Origin of the sequence: Microbacterium sp. Leaf288 (genome assembly GCF_001422925.1) — a bacterium.
Lineage (GTDB): Bacteria > Actinomycetota > Actinomycetes > Actinomycetales > Microbacteriaceae > Microbacterium.
The window spans coordinates 123,700-139,775 of the sequence record NZ_LMNI01000011.1; the positions used below are offsets into that span (position 1 = coordinate 123,700).

Below are 16,076 nucleotides of genomic sequence, written 5' to 3' on the forward strand. Positions count from 1 at the left end.
TCACGCGTACGCGAAGACGGGCGGGAAGACCACCACGACGATCGCCGCCCACGCGAGGTAGACGGGCATGAAGCCGGTCTGCCAGCGCTCGAGACGCTCGTACGGAGCGCGATGCATCGCGAACCGCAGCTGGAGCCAGGCCGCACCCGCGAGGTTCGCGAGCAGGATGATGTTGAGCCCGAGCGACGCGAGCTTGTTGGGACTCGCTCCCCACTCGGCGATACGCCCGATCATCGCGACGAGCACCATTATGTCGACGACGAGCGCCGCGACGACCATGACGAGCTGCATCCGGTCGAACCAGGAGGGCGGCGCGAGCGGGTCGCGCGCCGAGAGCGCGTACAGCAGCAGGCCGACCACGACGACGAGCACGATGTCGAAGAGGATGAGCAGGTCGCGCTGGCCGAACATCTCGGTCGAGCTGTCGTCGATGAGGTTGCCCTGGATGAGGCCCGCGACGATGAAGGCGAGCAGCAGCAGCGTGAACAGCGGTGTGAAGAGCTTCGTGAGCACCGGGGCGATGTTCTCGATGACGCTCTGCTTCGCCTCGACCAGCCACGCCGCGATGATGATCGCGCCCGCGAGGCCGCACGGGATCATGACTTCTTCGACGAACCAGCCCGCGTCGAGGCCGATCGCGGCGAAGACCCCCATCGTGAGCGCGATGAGCACGCCGCCGCCGAGGGCGATGAGCGCGAGGTAGACCACCCACTCGCCGGTGAATCGGATGAAGTCCATGCGGACGCGGCTCGACCGGACGCGCCCGTTGACATAGCCGATGCCGGTGACGAGCCACAGCACCACGACGAGGTGCGTCGCCGCGAGCATGAGTGTCGCGCCGCCCGGGGCGAACGGGTAGACCGCCATCACGACGGCGGCCGCGACGAACGGCACCGCCACGACCGCGATGGTCAGCAGCACCGCCCTGCGTCGTACCAGGAAGTACGCCGCCAGGAACGGCAGCACGAGCAGTGCGTACCAACGGCCGTAGAAGTCGCCGTTCTCTGCGAACTGGATGCCGAACAGGGCCGGGATCTTCACCGCCACCGCGGCCGCCACCGCGAGTCCGACCGCGAGCGGCAGCCCGCCGCCGGTCCGCGGGGCGCGCGGCTGGTCCTGGAACATGAGCTGCTTCCAGAGCCGCTCGGAGTGTTCTCGCGCGAACTCGCGCGAGAGGTCGTCGAGCCCGCCGAGCCGCTTCACCGCGACGAGGAACGCTTCGTCGCCATCGAGACCGGATGCCTCGAGCCGGTCGATCTGGCCGCGCAGATGGTCTTCGAGCTCGTCGACGTCGCGGCCGTCGATCGCCTCCGGGCGCGAGACGTACGCGCGCCACGTCGAGATCTGCTCTTCGATGCGAGGGTCGAGGTCTTCGGCCATGTCAGGCCCCTCCGAACGACGGGATGCCGGCGAAGTCGGTGCCGCCGTCGCGATCCGCCCACACGCGCTGCAGAGCCCGGCTCACGACCGCCCACTGCTGCCGCTGCTCGGCGAACGCCGCGCGGCCGGTGGAGCTGAGCCGGTAGTGCTTGCGCGGTCGGCCGCTGGGGGAGGCCCCCCACGACGACTCGACGTGCCCGAGGCGCTCGAGCCGGTGCAGCAGCGGATACAGCATGCCGTCGCTCCACTCGAGCTCTCCGCCCGACAGCTCGCCCACCCGCTGCAGGATCGCGTAGCCGTACGACTCGCCCTCCGCGAGGATGCCGAGCACCATCGGCGTCGCCGCCGCGGCGACCAGGTCCTTGCCGATCTTCACATCGCCTCCATGCCTAGAAGTCCTAGGTACATAGAAGTACAAGTTACATAGAACCGCAAGGTATGCACCGTGACGCCGCGTGACACCTCGCGTCGCCGTGGGGCTCACCGCGGGAATGCGGTCGCCCGCGCCGTGTTGGGATGGAAGGGCGAACCGCCCCTCCCCGGACGAAGGAATTCAATGACCCTCCCCGCGAGCACCCCCGACACCGTCACCGACGCACGCTGGCGCGCCGTGTCGAGCGAGCACGGCATCGCCGCACTGCGCCACACGCACTGGCTCGACACAGAGCCGCGCGAGTACGACGGGGCACCCGGGGTGTGGCGGGCGGTCGACGGCAAGGTCGCGGGCGCCGGGCTCCGCGCCGACGCGCCCGGTGCTCCGGCCGACGACGTCGTGCTCGCTCCCGGCGAGCACCTCGATGTGGGAAGCGTCCGGCTGAAGGCGATCAGCCGCGAGGGCTCGCCTGCCCTGCGCGTGTTCGACCCCGAGACTCCCGGCCGTACGCGACTGCGCGGCATCCTGTCGTTCCCTCACGACGATGCGTGGGCGCTCCCCGGGATCTTCCGCCCTGCGGCCGAGGGCGAGATCAACGTGATCCGCAGCGTCGACGGCTACGAGCGCGAGGAGCCCGCGGTGGGCACCATCGCGCTCGAGGTCGACGGGTCGCCGGTCGAGCTCACCGTCACGGGCGATCCCGCCCACGGGCTCAGCGCGGTGATCGCCGACGCGACGAGCAACATCGACGCCTACCGGTTCCGGTTCCTCGAGATCGACGCGCCCGCGGCCGACGGCACCGTGACCGTGGACTTCAACCAGGCGTACCTGCCGCCGTGCGCGTTCAGCGACCACTACGTGTGCCCGCTCCCGCCGGCGAACAACCGCCTCGCCGTCCGTGTCGAAGCGGGGGAGAGAATCACCGAAACCGCGTGAGAGTGGTGCTCGCACCCCGGGGTCGGGTGCGAGCACAATGGGGCCACGGCCGGAGCGCGTCCGGCATCGCCCGATACGAGGAGCCTCGCCATGGCCCGTTCCCTCTCCGACATGCGCGAGCGCTTTCGCGCGCGGGCGAAAGCCCGCGCCGAGGCGCGGTCCGAGCTCAAGAACACCGCGTACGAGATCTTCATCGGCGCGCTGTCGATCATCTCGATCCTCAACCTCGTGCTGATGTACGCGATCGCCGGCGACACCGCGCTCGAGCTCGTGCTCTCGGTCATGAATGCGCTGTTCAGCGCCATCTTCCTCGGCGACTTCATCTACCGCATCTCGACGGCGCCGAAGGCGTCGCGCTACTTCTTCCGCGGCTTCGGCTGGGCAGACCTGCTCGCCAGCCTCCCGTTCCCGCAGTTCAAGATCCTGCGGCTGTTCCGCCTGCTGCGGGTCTTCCGGCTGCTGCGCGAACTCGGCCCGCGGACCGTGTGGACCACCCTCATCCACGACCGTGCGAACAGCGCCCTGATGACCCTGCTGCTGATGGGCATCCTGGTGCTGCAGTTCGGCAGCATCTCGATCCTCTACGTCGAGGAGGACGCCGACGGTGCGAACATCACCTCGGCCTCCGACGCGCTCTGGTACACGATCGTGACGATCTCCACCGTCGGCTACGGCGACCAGTACCCGGTCACCAATGTCGGCCGCATGATCGGCACGCTGATCATCGTGGTCGGCGTCGGCATCTTCGGTACCTTCACCGGTTACCTCGCGAACCTCTTCCTCGGTCCGCGCAAGGCGGCCGAAGATGCGGAGACGGATGCTGAGGCCCCGGCGGCGACCGACGCCGCGACCACCTCGCACACCGAGGCGCCGTCGATCGCCGATCACGCTGCGAAGGGCGTCGCGGCGGGAGCGGTGGCGGGCGCCGTGAAAGCAGGGGCCGCGGCGGGCCAGGGGAGTGGACCGGGGGCGCCCATCGCGGGCACGCCGGAATCGCCCGGGCTCGAGCCCCAGGTCCGCGAGGCCGACCATGAGAACACCGTCGAGCGCCTGCGGGCGCTGCTGGCGCAGTCAGAGGAGACGATGGCCGAGATGCGCCGGCTCCTCGCCGACGCGACGCGGTAGTCGCCGGACGCCTGGCTGCCCGACCGATGGCTCGGGCAGGGGCGGCACGGAATGTTCGCGCTCACATCCGTTACCTGTTCGTTGCATGATCACGGCACACAACCGCTTGTGAGCGCTAACAGTGAGCGCTAACATCCTGAATCGCGGCCATGTCGGCCGCTCCGGAACCAAGAGCGCTGCGGCCAGCCTCGCGCCCGGATGAACAAGGAGGTTCACTCACATGAAGAAGCTGCTTTCGATCGCCGCCGCAGGCGCGCTGATCCTCGGCCTCGCGGGCTGCGCGTCCGGCAGCGGCGGCACCGGCACGGAGTCCGAGGGGCCGAAGGCTCTCGACGAGCTCGTCGTCGGCTTCGCGCAGGTCGGCGCCGAGTCGGGCTGGCGCACTGCCAACACCAAGGACATCCAGGCCGCGTTCGCCGACGCGGGCATCGAGCTCAAGTTCTCCGACGCGCAGCAGAAGCAGGAGAACCAGATCAAGGCGATCCGCTCGTACATCCAGCAGGGCGTCGACTACATCGCCTTCTCGCCCGTCGTCGAGACCGGCTGGGACGCCGTCCTCAACGAGGCGAAGGCCGCAGGCATCCCGGTGGTCCTCACCGACCGCGCCGTCGACAGCAAGGACACCTCGCTGTACGTCAGCTTCCTCGGCTCGGACTTCATCGAGGAGGGCAAGAAGGCCGGCCTCTGGGTGCTCGACCAGTACAAGGACACCACCGAGAAGGTCAACATCGTCCAGCTCGAGGGCACGACCGGCGCGGCTCCCGCGATCGACCGCGCCGAGGGCTTCGCCGACGTGATCCGTCAGAACGAGAACCTCGAGGTGATCGCGAGCCAGACCGGCGACTTCACCCGCGCCGGGGGCAAGCAGGTCATGGAGGCCATGCTGAAGTCCAACCCCGACATCGACCTCGTCTACGCGCACAACGACGACATGGGTCTGGGCGCGATCGAGGCGATCGAGGCCGCGGGCCTCGTCCCCGGCGAGGACATCAAGATCGTCACCGTCGACGCGGTGCACGACGGCATGCAGGCACTCGCCGACGGCAAGATCAACTTCATCGTCGAGTGCTCCCCGCTGCTCGGCAACCAGCTGGTGGACATCATCAAGACCCTCAACGACGGCGGCACCGTCGAGCCGAGGATCATCACCGAAGAGACCACCTTCACCCAGGAGCAGGCCATCGAGGCACTGCCCGACCGGCAGTACTGAGAACCGGAACGTGGCGGGGACGGATGCCGCGGCATCCGTCCCCGTCGCCCCTCGTTCGACGGAGAACCCAGGATGACCGACACCACGCGCCCGCCCGCGCCCGAGCCCGTCGTCGAGATGACCGACATCTCGATCTCGTTCCCGGGCGTGAAAGCCCTCGACGGCGTCTCGTTCCGCATGTTCCCCGGCGAGGTGCACTCGCTCATGGGGGAGAACGGCGCCGGCAAGTCGACGCTGATCAAGGCGCTCACCGGCGTCTACCAGGCGGACTCCGGGACCATCACCCTGGGTGGCGACGAGGTGTCGTTCCACTCCACGGCGCAGGCGCAGGACGCCGGCATCTCGACGGTGTACCAGGAGGTCAACCTCCTGCCGAACCTGTCGGTCGCCGAGAACATCATGCTGGGCCGCGAGCCGCGCCGCTTCGGCGCGATCGACACGCGCCGCATGCGTCTCCAGGCGCGCGACGTGCTGGAGGGCCTCGGGCTGGAGGTCGACCCCGCGTCGCTCCTCGGCTCGCACTCGCTCGCGATCCAGCAGCTCATCGCCATCGCGCGCGCGATCAACATCGACGCCCGTGTGCTGATCCTCGACGAGCCGACCTCGAGCCTCGACGCCGACGAGGTCGCAGAGCTCTTCCGCATCATCCGGTCGCTCAAGGAGAGCGGCGTCGCGATCCTGTTCGTCTCGCACTTCCTCGACCAGGTCTATGAGATCGCGGACCGCCTGACCGTGCTGCGCAACGGCCGCCTCGTGGGGGAGTACCTGACGCCGGAGCTGCTGCGCATCGACCTGGTGCAGAAGATGATCGGCAAGGAGATCGCCGCGCTCGACGACCTCGAGCAGCGCGTCCGCGAGACGGAAGCGGATGCCGGCGACCCGACGATCTTCCTGCGCGCCCAGGGCGTCGGGCGCCGGGGAGCGGTCGCGCCCGTCGACGTCACGATCCACGAGGGCGAGGTGGTCGGCTTCGCCGGGCTCCTCGGCTCGGGTCGCACCGAGGTGGCGCGCCTCCTCGGCGGCATCGACCGCGTCGACAGCGGCAGCGTCGCCATCGGCGACGAGCAGGCGAAGCTGCGCACCCCGCGCCAGGCGCTCTCGCGGCGCATCGCGTTCTCGAGCGAGAACCGCCGTTCGGAGGGCGTCGTCGACGAACTCACCGTGCGCGACAACATCGTGCTCGCCCTGCAGGCCGATCGCGGATGGTTCCGGCCCATCCCGAAGAAGCGGCAGGACGAGCTCGCCCAGAGCTACATCCAGGCGCTCAACATCCGCCCCGCCAACCCCGACGCCATCGTGCGCAACCTTTCGGGCGGCAATCAGCAGAAGGTGCTGCTCGCCCGGTGGCTCGCCGTGGCGCCGCGCCTGCTCATCCTCGACGAGCCCACGCGCGGCATCGACATCGGCGCCAAGGCCGAGATCCAGAAGCTGGTGGTGAGCCTCGCCGAGAACGGCATGAGCGTCGTCTACATCAGCGCCGAGCTCGAAGAGGTGCTGCGCCTCAGCCACCGCATCATCGTGATGCGCGACCGACAGAAGGTCGCCGACCTCGTCAACGACGATCTCACCGTCGACAGCCTGCTCGCCCTCATCGCCGAGGGCAGCGGCGACGACACCGACACGGGAGCCTCCGCATGACCGCCCTCCTCGCCCGGTTCGTCTCGAGCCGGCTGTTCTGGCCCCTCGTGATGCTCGCGGTGCTGCTGATCATCGACGTGATCGCGGTGCCCGGCTTCTTCGCGATCACGATCCGGGACGGCAACCTCTACGGCAGCCTGATCGACATCCTCCGCAACGGCGCCCCCACGCTGATCGTGGCGATCGGCATGACGCTCGTGATCGCGACACGCGGCATCGACCTGTCGGTGGGCGCGGTCGCGGCGATCTCCGGTGCGGTGGCCTGCAGCATCCTGCTCGGCTCGCCGGATCCCGGCAATCCCGCCACCGTCGCCGTCGCGATCGTCGTGGCCCTGCTCATCTCGCTCGTGCTGGGCGTCTGGAACGGATTCCTCGTCTCGGTCATCGGCATCCAGCCGATCATCGCGACGCTCATCCTCATGACCGCAGGCCGTGGCGTCGCGATGCTCATCACCGAGGGGCAGATCCTCACCGTCACGAGCCCGCCGTTCAAGGCGCTCGGATCGGGCTTCTGGCTCGGCATCCCGATCGCGGTCTACATCGCCGCGTTCGTCTTCGTGCTCGCTGCCGTCTTCACCCGCCGCACGGCGCTCGGCATGATGATCGAGTCGGTCGGCATCAACCCGGAGGCCTCGCGACAGGCGGGCATCCGGGCGCGCGGACTGCTGTTCGTCGTGTACACGTTCTCGGCGGTCTGCGCGGCGATCGCGGGCCTCATCCTCACGGCCAACACCATGGCGGCCGACGCGAACAACGCGGCGCTGTTCATCGAGCTCGACGCGATCCTCGCGGTGGTGATCGGCGGCACGTCGCTCGCCGGCGGCCGGTACTCGCTCGCGGGCACGCTGGTCGGCGCCCTCGTGATCCAGACGCTCGTCACGACCGTCTACACGGTCGGCATCCCGCCGATCGCGACCATGGTCTTCAAAGCCGCCGTCGTCACCGTCGTCTGCCTGCTGCAGTCGCCGACGACGAACCAGGCGCTCGCTTCATGGCGACGAAGCCTCGCCGTGCGCACAGGAAAGGGTGTGGCATCCGCATGACGACTCTCCTTCCGGCCCCCGCGCCGACGACGGGCGTCTCGCGCAAGGCGCCGAAGGGCCTCGGAGCGCGCATCCGCGACGCGTTCACGAGCCCGAAGTACGGTCCCGTGCTCGTCACCGCGGTGCTGTTCGTCGCGGTGTTCGTGATCGGCGGCATCCGCTACCCGGGCTTTCTCAGCGGCCAGGTGCTGCTCAACCTCTTCGTCGACAACGCGTACCTCATCGTGCTCGCGGTGGGCATGACGTTCGTGATCCTCACCGGCGGCATCGACCTGTCCGTGGGAGCGGTCGTGGCACTGTCGACGATGATCGCCGCCAGCCTGCTGCAGGCGGGGCTGCCGGCCGCCGTCGTCATCCCGCTCATCCTCGTCGCGACGAGCGCGCTGGGCCTGCTCGTCGGCCTCATGATCCACTACTTCAAAGTGCAGCCGTTCATCGCGACGCTCGCCGCGATGTTCCTGGCGCGCGGCCTCTGCTACGTGATCAGCCAGAGCTCGATCTCGATCACCGACCCGGCGTTCATCGCGCTCGCCGTCAGCCGGCTGCCGCTCGGCGGCGGGATGTCGATCACGTGGAGCGTCATCATCGCGCTGATCGTCGTCGCCGTCGCAGTGTGGGTGCTGCACCGCACCCGCTTCGGCCGCACGGTCTACGCGATCGGCGGCGGCGAGCACAGCGGCATGCTGATGGGCCTGCCGGTGGCGCGTACGAAGGTGCTCGTCTACGTCGTGAGCGGCTTCTGCTCGGGCCTCGCGGGTGTGCTGTTCACCTTCTACACGCTCTCGGGCTACCCGCTCACGGCGATCGGCACCGAGCTCGACGCGATCGCCGCGGTCGTGATCGGCGGCACGCTGCTCGCAGGCGGCTACGGCTTCGTGCTCGGATCGGTGCTCGGCGTGCTCGTGCTCGGCATCATCCAGACGATCATCACGTTCGAGGGCACGCTGTCGTCGTGGTGGACGAAGATCTTCATCGGCGTCCTGCTCCTCGTGTTCATCGTGCTGCAGCGCGTGCTGACGGCGCGACGGCGATGACTCGGGGCGTGGGACGCGCGCTGGGGCAATCGTCGGTCGGGATAATGGGGAGCGGGGCGGGCCACCACGTTCCCGAGGGGAGCGGGCGCAGCACGTGAGCGCGAACGGCGACCGGAACCGCGTCGCGACGATCTTCGACGTCGCGCGCCTGGCCGGTGTTTCGCACCAGACGGTGTCGCGCGTCCTCAACGACCTGCCGAACGTGCGCCCCGCGACGCGCGAACGTGTCGAGAACGCGATCAAGCAGCTGCGCTACGTGCCCTCGCAGGCGGCGCGGGCGCTGGTCACCAGGCGCTCACGCACGATCGGCCTCGTCGCCACGGGGCTGCCCGACTACGGGCCGTCGAGCGTCGTGCTCAACTTCAACGAGTCCGCCCGCGACGCGGGGTACGCCGTCATCGCCACCAATCCCGCGGATGCCGCGGCCTCGACGCTGCGCTCCGCGACCGAGATGCTCATCCGGCAGAACGTCGAGGCGATCGTGCTGCTCGCCGCCGAGCGCTCGGCGCTCGACGCGTTCGACGGCTGGGAGCTCGGGGTGCCGCTCGTCTCGATCGCGTCGGAGTCCCGCGGTCGAGGCATCCGTGTCACGCTCGATCAGTACCAGGGCGCGCGCGCGGCCGTCTCGCACCTGCTCGAGCTGGGCCACCGGGACGTCGTGCACATCGCGGGCCCGGTGGGATCGATGGACGCCGAGGAACGGCTGCGCGGCTGGCGCGATCAGCTCGCGGAGGGGGGACTCATCGGGCGTGAAGCGCCGCGGGGGGATTGGTCCCCCGAGGCGGGGTTCCGCATCGGCACGGAGCTCGTGCGCGAGGGTGCGCCCGGCGCGGTGTTCGCCGCGAACGACCAGATGGCGCTCGGGCTGCTGCACGCGCTCGCCGACGCGGGGCTCGCCGTTCCCGGGGATGTGAGCGTCGTCGGGTTCGACGACATCCCCGAGGCCGCCCACTTCTCGCCGCCGCTCACCACCGCCCGGCAGGACTTCGTCGGCCTCGGTCGCGACGCGATGGCCGCGGTCCTGACCCAGCTGCAGGACGAGGAGGCGACGGCGCCGCCGCCCACCCGCGTGCCGCAGCTCATCGTGCGCGCGAGCACCCGCGCCGTCTGAGCGCGCCGCGGCTCGCTCGCGGCGCACTCGCGGCGCACTCGCGGCTCGCATCCTCATTTGAGGGAATGTGCCGGGATGCGGAGCGGAACGGCGGTGCGGACCCTCGTCTCGGCTCTCGTCCTCAGTTGAGGACGGGAACGCGAATCTCAGTGGCGCGAGGCGAACGCGTTCCAGACGCCCGCGCCCAGCACGACGGACGCGGCGAGCAGCGGCGCGACGAGTGCGGTGCCGGCTCCGGCGGCGTCGGCGACGAGACCGGTGAGAGCGGATGCTGCGGACTGGCCGACGACGATGGCAGAGCCGAGCATCGTCATCACGGTGGCGGAACGGCCCCGCGGGCTGAACGCGGCGGCGAGGCTGTACTGCGAGACGAGCGTGGGGCCGATGCCGACGCCGATCACGAGGAGGCAGATCGCGATCGCGCCGATGCTGCCGACGAACGGCAGTGCGATGGTGCCCGCGACGAGGATCGACGCGAACGTCAGCCACCGCGCGCGCAGCGTGAAGCGCGCCGGGAACAGCGCCACGCCCAGGGCGAGGGCCGCCGAGCCGATGCCCATCGCGCCGTAGACGAGTCCGGCCTGCTCGGGCACGCCGCGTTCGGCCATGAAGGCCGTGAGCGAGGTGAGCATCGCTCCGAAGAACAGGCCCATGCCCAGCGCCCCCACGACCGGGGCGAGCACGCGCGGACGGAAGAGCTCGCGCACGGGCGCCTGCTCCGGCCGCGCGGCACCAGCGGCCGCAGTGGCGGTCTGCGCCGTAGGGTGCAGCGCGAACGCGCTCACGAAGACCAGGCCCAGCACGGCGGCGCCGATCACCGGCGCGGCGGGGTTGAGGGTGGTCGCGAGCAGGCCCACGATCACCGGGCCGAAGACGAACACGATCTCGTCCGCCGCGGACTCGTACGCCATCGCACCGTTCACGACGGGCGTCCGGCGCTCCTTCGGGTACGCCCGGCCGATGATGCCGACGAGGCGGCTGCGGGAGAGCGGGGCGACCTGGGGCATGGTCGCGCCGATGAAGAATGCGACGGCGAGGAGCGCAGCATCCGGAACCGGCGCGAAAGCCAGCCACGCCATCGTCGCGAGCATCGCACTGTTCGCGGCGCCGGCGATCAGCAGCACACGGCGCTGGCCGAAGCGATCAGCTGCGGCTCCGAGCAGCGGGCCGACGAGGGCGGTGCCGAGGCCGGTCATGGCACTCGTCGCGCCGCCGAGCGCGAGCGAACCGCGCGCCGAGACGACGAGCGTCAGGATGCCGACCACCATCATCGCGAACGGCAGGCGCGCGATCAGCGCGATGGGGAAGTACGCGTACCCCGCCTCGCGGATGAGGCTCGGGCGCCGGACGGCGGCGCGCGCAGCGGTGTCGGTCTCGACGAGTGTCGTGTGCATCTTGCTCCTGGACATGCGCCGGGGGTCGGCGGCTGTTGGTGCCGCCTTGTGCGCAGCCGGGAGCCGCAGACAGGTAGATGCACATCGAAATGGGCACTGCCAGTCTACCGTGGCCCACCTGGGCAGGCCCTGGCCGGGCTCTGGGCCCCGACTTCTCAGGGTTTGGGGCGCGTTGCGCGCGTTCGGGGCGCACGTCGCGCGCCCCGAACGCGCAGCGCGCGCCCCGAACGCCGGCCGACCCGGTCAGAGCACGGCGCCGACCATCGCCTCGCCGAGCGGGGTGCGCCGGTGCAGCACCCGGGCGCCGTCGCGTGTGCTCGCGAGCAGGCCCGCGTCACGGAGCACGGTGAGGTGGTGCGAGGCCGTCGAGATCGCCAAGGCGGTGTCGCGCGCGACCTGCGAGGTGGTGCGCGGTTCGTGCGCGTCGAGGAGGATGCGCGCGCGGGCGGGGCCGAGCAGCGCGCCGAGCGCCGACGCCGCATCCGCTGGATCGCGCGCCCACGTCGCCGTCACGCCCTGCGCCGGGTAGAACAGCGTCGGCTGCGCGGGCGGTTCGGTGAGGACGAAGCATCCCGTGGCACCCATCACCGACGGCACGAGCACCAGGCCGCTGCCGCGGCAGTCGACCACTTCGCTCCAGATGCGCATCGTGACGCGCACGGCTCCGTCCGACCATGCGACGCGGTCGTGCAGGCCCTGGATCATCGCGCCGATGCCGCTCTCGGCGATGCGTCGCGAGCGCACGGCGATGTCGGCGCGGAGCAGCCGCTCGAGCTGCGTCCACACCGGCGCGATGCCGGAGTTCCACACCGACAGCCACGCCTCGGCGATCATCGCCCGGGCGCGGTCGGGCTGCTCGAGCATCCGCTGCACCGCTGCACGGCGTGCGCCGTCCGTGCGGACCAGCACCTTGGTCATGTCGACCTGGAAGCGCTCGTCGTCGATATCGCGCAGGCGCGCGGCCTCGGCCTCCGGCGTGAGCTCCCACGTCGGAGTGGTGGTGAGGAAGTCGGGGAAGTAGCCCTCGTCGCGGATCAGCAGCGCGAGCACCTCGAAGTCGTCGCGCGGGATGGCACCGCGGGTCGCCCGCATCCATCCCCATTGCAGCGGGTACTCGTCGGGCCGGAGGCTCGCGCGCACCGCGTGGCACAGCTCGTGGCCGGGCGAGATCCCGAAACGGATCGCCGTGAGGTCGTCCGGCGCGAGCTGGAAGTCGACGAACTTTCGATCCACATCGAAACTATAGGGTCCGCAGGTGCCGACGACGAGGGTGGGACCACACAGACCTACAGGACGGAGCACTCCATGAGCATCGCGATCCCTGACATCGTCCCTGCCGCCGACACCCGCGTTGGCACAGGGACGTTGCGCCGCTTCATCGGCGCCGAGCACGCCGCCGGCGTGTCGTACTTCTTCGTCGACAACGAGCCGGGGCAGGGGCCCGACATCCACCGTCATCCGTACCCCGAGACGTGGGTGCTGCTCGAGGGCGAGGCGCGCATCACCATCGACGGCGACGTGCTTCACGCCGTCGCCGGTGACACCGCCACGGCACCAGCCGGCGCGTGGCACGGCTTCAAGAACTGCGGCACCGGGCGGCTGCGGGTGCTGTGCATCCACGCCTCCGACCGCATCATCCAGGAGTGGCAGGATGCTCCTGGAGTGCTCGACATCCCGTCCACCGGCAACTGAGGAGATCACACATGTCGTTCCAGGCATACCTCGACAACATCGAGTCGAAGACCGGCCTCACGCCGCGCCAGCTCATCGAGAAGGCCCACGAGAAGGGCTTCGACGAGACGACGAAGGCGACGCCGATCGTCGAGTGGCTCGCCGCCGACTACGGCCTCGGCCGCGGCCACGCGATGGCGATCGTGCACGTCATCACCAAGGGTCCGCAGATCAGCGACAAGCACGTAGGCACCGACACCACCCACTCCGACCCGTCGAACACGCTGTGGCTCGACGGCAAGGCGACGAACCCCAACTCCTGAGTCAGGTCGCGGCCGGGATCCACACCCGCATCGTGGAGGGGCCGCGTTCGGCCCACTCGTGATACGGCACCAGCGGGACCTGAACGGATGCTGCGCCCCCGGGCTCGTCGCCGGGCTCGCCGTACGGCCAGCAGGCGTCGCTCTCGCCGTGTCGCACGACGTCGATCCACACGCGGCCGTCGCGCTCGACGGGCGCGGCGCCGGGTGCGAGTGCGACCTGGGCCACGTCGTCGACGCCGGCGACGGCGAGGTCCACCGATTCGAGGGCGAACACCTCCGGGCCGCGCTCGATGACGAGGCATCCGCGCACGGCGTCGATGCGCTCGTCGGGAGCGGTCAGCCGGGGTGCCATGGGGAGGTCGAGCTCGACCACGTCTCCCGCCCGGAAGGCCCGTCGTGCCTCGACGGCACCGGGCGCGGCGTCCGACTCGGCGGCGACCTCGCCGCTCGAGGAAACGACCCGCAGGCGCGCGCCTCCGGCCCACGCGGGCACGCGGAGCGTGAGCGTCCATTCGGCGTCGGGCGCGGCATCCGTCACGATCACCCGGACAAGCCCCGACGCCGGGTAGTCGGTCTCGACGTCGAACGCGATCACGCGGCCGTCGGGCAGCGTCGTCCGCACTGATGCCGGCGCGTACTGCTGAAGCTGCACGCCCTCGCCGTCGGCGGTCGCGACGTACGCGTCGAGGCTCGCGAGCGTGCGCGCGACGTTCGGCGGGCAGCACGACACCTCGAACCACGGCGCGCGCAGCGACGACGAGGCGCGCGGCGACGTCGTGTCGGGGTCGGCGGGGATGCCCGGCACGCGCTGGTGCAGCGTGTTCGCGTAGAAGAACGCCCGGCCGTCGGGTGCGGGCGAGGTGGCGACGACGTTGTAGAGCGTGCGCTCGATGAGATCGGCGTGGCGGGGGTCTGCCCCGGCCAGCAGCAGTCGCCACGAGAACATGATCGATCCGACGCCCGCACAGGTCTCGGAGTACGCGCGGTCGGCGGGCAGCTCCCAGTCCTCACCGAACGCCTCGTCCTGGTGGTGGGAGCCCTGGCCGCCCGTGATGTAGGTGCGGCGTGCGACGGTGCGGTCCCACTGGCCGCGCAGCGCTTCGAGCAGCCGGTCGTCGCCGGTGTCGATCGCGACGTCGGCGGCGCCGGCTGCGAGGTAGTTCGCCCGCACGGCGTGGCCCCGCAGCGCCTCGGCGTCTCGGACCGGGATATCGTCCTGGTAGTACTTGCGGCCCCACTCGATGTCGCGGAGGGTCCCGCGGCCGTGCCGCTCGACGAACAGCCGCGCCTGCTCGAGGTAGCGGTCGTCGCCCGTGACGCGGGCGAGTTCGGCGAGGCCGACCTCGACGACCGCGTGGCCGCAGATCGCGTCGCGCCCGTCGGCGCCGAACTCGCGGCACACCATGTCGGCGGCACGCCGCGCCACCTCGAGCAGCCCGTCGTCGGCATGGGGGCGGGTGCGTGCCCGCGCCACCGCCGCCTGGAAGAGGTGGCCGAGGCAGTACAGTTCGTGGCCCCACTCCAGATCGGACCACCGTGCGCCCTGACCCGGGCGGCCGAACCTGGTGTTGAGATAGCCGTCCGGCTCCTGGGCCGCGGACACCCGCGACACGACCTCGCGGAAACGCTGCTCGAGCTCGGGGGAGCCCGTGCGACCGATCTCCCAGGCGAGGCCCTCGAGGTACTTGTAGACCTCGGAGTCCGAGAACTCGCGGCCGCGGCGCCCCTCGGGCAGCCCGCCCGAGACGGCCAGGTCGAAGTTCGGCAGCCAGCCCTCCGACTCGAGTCGTGCGCCGATGTGGGCTAACGTGCCCGCCGCGTTGACCGCCTGGCGGTCACCCCAGAAGCCGCCGGTGATGCGGACCTCGTTCTGGCCCAGCGGGCGCAGGCGTCCCCTCGACGGGGCGACGGGCGCCTGAGGTGCGGTGGTGGTGATCTGCATGGTCATCCCTTGAAGGCTCCCGACATGAATCCGCGGACGTAGTGGCGCTGGAGCACCAGGAACAGGACGACGCACGGCAGCGCGAGCACGACGACGCCTGCTTCCGTCGCGCCGTAGTCGACGACGCCCATCACCTGACCCCGGAGGTTCGCGACTGCCAGTGGCAGCGTCATCCGGTTCGTGTCGTTGATGAGGATGAGGGGTGCGATGAAGTCGTTCCAGGCCGTGAGGAAGGCGAACAGGCCGACGGTGATGAGTCCGGGCTTGACCGCCGGAAGCAGCACCCGCCACAGCGCCGAGAAGCTGTTGCAGCCGTCGACGAGGGCGGCCTCGTCCATCTCGCGCGGGATCGACTCGAACGAGATGCGCATCATGAACATCGAGAACGGCAGCTGGAACATCGTGAGCACCAGCGCTACGCCTACCAGCGAGTTGTTGAGGCCGATCGCGTTGAGGATCACGTACAGCGGGATGAGCAGCGTCGCGTACGGCACCATCAGGATCGCGAGCACGAGCAGGAACAGCAGGTTCTTGCCGGGGAACGAGAACCGCGCGAACGCGTAGCCGCCGAGGAACGACGTGATGAGTGTCAGCACGACGGTGAGCAGCGACACGAACAGCGAGTTGCCGAGGTAGACCCAGATGCCCGCCTGGAAGTTCGCGAGCGAGACGTAGTTGCCGAAGCCCCAGCCCTCTGTCTGCGCGGAGCCGGCCTGCGGGCTGAACGACGAGACGGTCGTCCACACCAGCGGGTAGAGGAAGATGATCGCGAGCGCGCCGGTGAAGACGGCATAAGGGATGCCGAGCACCCGGCGTCCGGCGCCGTGATGAGCGCGCGTCGGCCGATGGTCGGGAGCGACGATCGTGCGGGTCGAGGTGGTGTCGGTGAGGGCCAT

Annotated in this window: 15 protein-coding genes; 9 read left to right on the forward strand and 6 right to left on the reverse strand. The window is 70.2% G+C overall.

All coding sequences use genetic code 11. The annotated features are described in order from the left end of the window. Both ASF40_RS09960 and ASF40_RS09965 read right to left on the reverse strand, forming a co-directional pair. Entirely contained in the window at positions 1-1,380 is a 1,380-nt protein-coding gene (locus ASF40_RS09960; protein ID WP_056368604.1) for a permease prefix domain 1-containing protein, read from the reverse strand. A gap of 1 nt (position 1,381) precedes the next feature. Next, positions 1,382-1,756, reverse strand: a complete 375-nt coding sequence (locus ASF40_RS09965; protein WP_056368606.1) for a PadR family transcriptional regulator — start codon at positions 1,754-1,756, stop codon at positions 1,382-1,384. A 180-nt stretch (positions 1,757-1,936) separates the two neighbouring features. Here ASF40_RS09965 and ASF40_RS09970 point away from each other — a divergent pair, with 180 nt between their 5' ends. From ASF40_RS09970 to ASF40_RS10000, 7 genes are all read left to right on the forward strand, one after another. Then, positions 1,937-2,689, forward strand: a complete 753-nt coding sequence (locus ASF40_RS09970) for a DUF1684 domain-containing protein (protein WP_056368608.1) — start codon at positions 1,937-1,939, stop codon at positions 2,687-2,689. 90 nt (positions 2,690-2,779) lie between these two features. Beyond that, positions 2,780-3,814, forward strand: coding sequence for a potassium channel family protein (locus ASF40_RS09975; RefSeq protein WP_056368610.1), 1,035 nt, complete (start codon positions 2,780-2,782; stop codon positions 3,812-3,814). Between the two features lie 220 nt (positions 3,815-4,034). Further along, positions 4,035-5,024, forward strand: coding sequence for an ABC transporter substrate-binding protein (locus tag ASF40_RS09980; protein WP_056368612.1), 990 nt, complete (start codon positions 4,035-4,037; stop codon positions 5,022-5,024). A 72-nt stretch (positions 5,025-5,096) separates the two neighbouring features. Further along, positions 5,097-6,662, forward strand: a complete 1,566-nt coding sequence (locus tag ASF40_RS09985; protein WP_056368614.1) for a sugar ABC transporter ATP-binding protein — start codon at positions 5,097-5,099, stop codon at positions 6,660-6,662. Continuing rightward, entirely contained in the window at positions 6,659-7,705 is a 1,047-nt protein-coding gene (locus tag ASF40_RS09990; protein WP_056368616.1) for an ABC transporter permease, read from the forward strand. Before ASF40_RS09985 ends, ASF40_RS09990 begins: the two co-directional genes overlap by 4 nt. Next, complete coding sequence (gene yjfF / locus ASF40_RS09995; RefSeq protein WP_056368618.1) at positions 7,702-8,739, forward strand: galactofuranose ABC transporter, permease protein YjfF; 1,038 nt, start codon at positions 7,702-7,704, stop codon at positions 8,737-8,739. Before ASF40_RS09990 ends, yjfF begins: the two co-directional genes overlap by 4 nt. A gap of 94 nt (positions 8,740-8,833) precedes the next feature. Then, a complete protein-coding gene (locus tag ASF40_RS10000; RefSeq protein ID WP_056368620.1) occupies positions 8,834-9,850 on the forward strand; it encodes a LacI family DNA-binding transcriptional regulator in 1,017 nt (338 codons plus the stop codon). Positions 9,851-9,996: 146 nt separating this feature from the next. On the opposite strand, the gene ASF40_RS10005 is transcribed toward ASF40_RS10000, so the two are convergent. Both ASF40_RS10005 and ASF40_RS10010 read right to left on the reverse strand, forming a co-directional pair. Next, a complete protein-coding gene (locus ASF40_RS10005; RefSeq protein WP_056368622.1) occupies positions 9,997-11,244 on the reverse strand; it encodes an MFS transporter in 1,248 nt (415 codons plus the stop codon). Positions 11,245-11,487: 243 nt separating this feature from the next. After that, complete coding sequence (locus ASF40_RS10010; RefSeq protein ID WP_056368625.1) at positions 11,488-12,477, reverse strand: ArsR/SmtB family transcription factor; 990 nt, start codon at positions 12,475-12,477, stop codon at positions 11,488-11,490. Between the two features lie 72 nt (positions 12,478-12,549). Here ASF40_RS10010 and ASF40_RS10015 point away from each other — a divergent pair, with 72 nt between their 5' ends. Then, positions 12,550-12,936, forward strand: a complete 387-nt coding sequence (locus ASF40_RS10015) for a cupin domain-containing protein (protein WP_056368627.1) — start codon at positions 12,550-12,552, stop codon at positions 12,934-12,936. 11 nt (positions 12,937-12,947) lie between these two features. After that, positions 12,948-13,238, forward strand: a complete 291-nt coding sequence (locus tag ASF40_RS10020) for a DUF4287 domain-containing protein (protein WP_056368630.1) — start codon at positions 12,948-12,950, stop codon at positions 13,236-13,238. 1 nt (position 13,239) lies between these two features. Here ASF40_RS10020 and ASF40_RS10025 read toward each other — a convergent pair whose 3' ends face one another. Next, positions 13,240-15,186 carry a glycoside hydrolase family 127 protein gene (locus ASF40_RS10025; RefSeq protein ID WP_056368632.1) on the reverse strand — a complete coding sequence of 649 codons (1,947 nt, stop codon included), beginning with the start codon at positions 15,184-15,186 and terminating at the stop codon, positions 13,240-13,242. Further along, positions 15,183-16,076, reverse strand: a complete 894-nt coding sequence (locus tag ASF40_RS10030; RefSeq protein ID WP_082496989.1) for a carbohydrate ABC transporter permease — start codon at positions 16,074-16,076, stop codon at positions 15,183-15,185. Before ASF40_RS10030 ends, ASF40_RS10025 begins: the two co-directional genes overlap by 4 nt.

What these genes read in the sequence shown, in the direction of transcription:
- ASF40_RS10020 (WP_056368630.1), top strand. Translation starts at nt 12,948, where the DNA reads ATGTCGTTCCAGGCATACCTCGACAACATCGAGTCGAAGACCGGCCTC.
- ASF40_RS09985 (WP_056368614.1), top strand. Translation starts at nt 5,097, where the DNA reads ATGACCGACACCACGCGCCCGCCCGCGCCCGAGCCCGTCGTCGAGATG.
- ASF40_RS10025 (WP_056368632.1), bottom strand. Translation starts at nt 15,186, where the DNA reads ATGACCATGCAGATCACCACCACCGCACCTCAGGCGCCCGTCGCCCCG.
- ASF40_RS09990 (WP_056368616.1), top strand. Translation starts at nt 6,659, where the DNA reads ATGACCGCCCTCCTCGCCCGGTTCGTCTCGAGCCGGCTGTTCTGGCCC.
- ASF40_RS10015 (WP_056368627.1), top strand. Translation starts at nt 12,550, where the DNA reads ATGAGCATCGCGATCCCTGACATCGTCCCTGCCGCCGACACCCGCGTT.
- ASF40_RS09970 (WP_056368608.1), top strand. Translation starts at nt 1,937, where the DNA reads ATGACCCTCCCCGCGAGCACCCCCGACACCGTCACCGACGCACGCTGG.
- ASF40_RS09980 (WP_056368612.1), top strand. Translation starts at nt 4,035, where the DNA reads ATGAAGAAGCTGCTTTCGATCGCCGCCGCAGGCGCGCTGATCCTCGGC.
- ASF40_RS10030 (WP_082496989.1), bottom strand. Translation starts at nt 16,076, where the DNA reads ATGGCCCTCACCGACACCACCTCGACCCGCACGATCGTCGCTCCCGAC.
- yjfF (WP_056368618.1), top strand. Translation starts at nt 7,702, where the DNA reads ATGACGACTCTCCTTCCGGCCCCCGCGCCGACGACGGGCGTCTCGCGC.
- ASF40_RS09975 (WP_056368610.1), top strand. Translation starts at nt 2,780, where the DNA reads ATGGCCCGTTCCCTCTCCGACATGCGCGAGCGCTTTCGCGCGCGGGCG.
- ASF40_RS10005 (WP_056368622.1), bottom strand. Translation starts at nt 11,244, where the DNA reads ATGCACACGACACTCGTCGAGACCGACACCGCTGCGCGCGCCGCCGTC.
- ASF40_RS09960 (WP_056368604.1), bottom strand. Translation starts at nt 1,380, where the DNA reads ATGGCCGAAGACCTCGACCCTCGCATCGAAGAGCAGATCTCGACGTGG.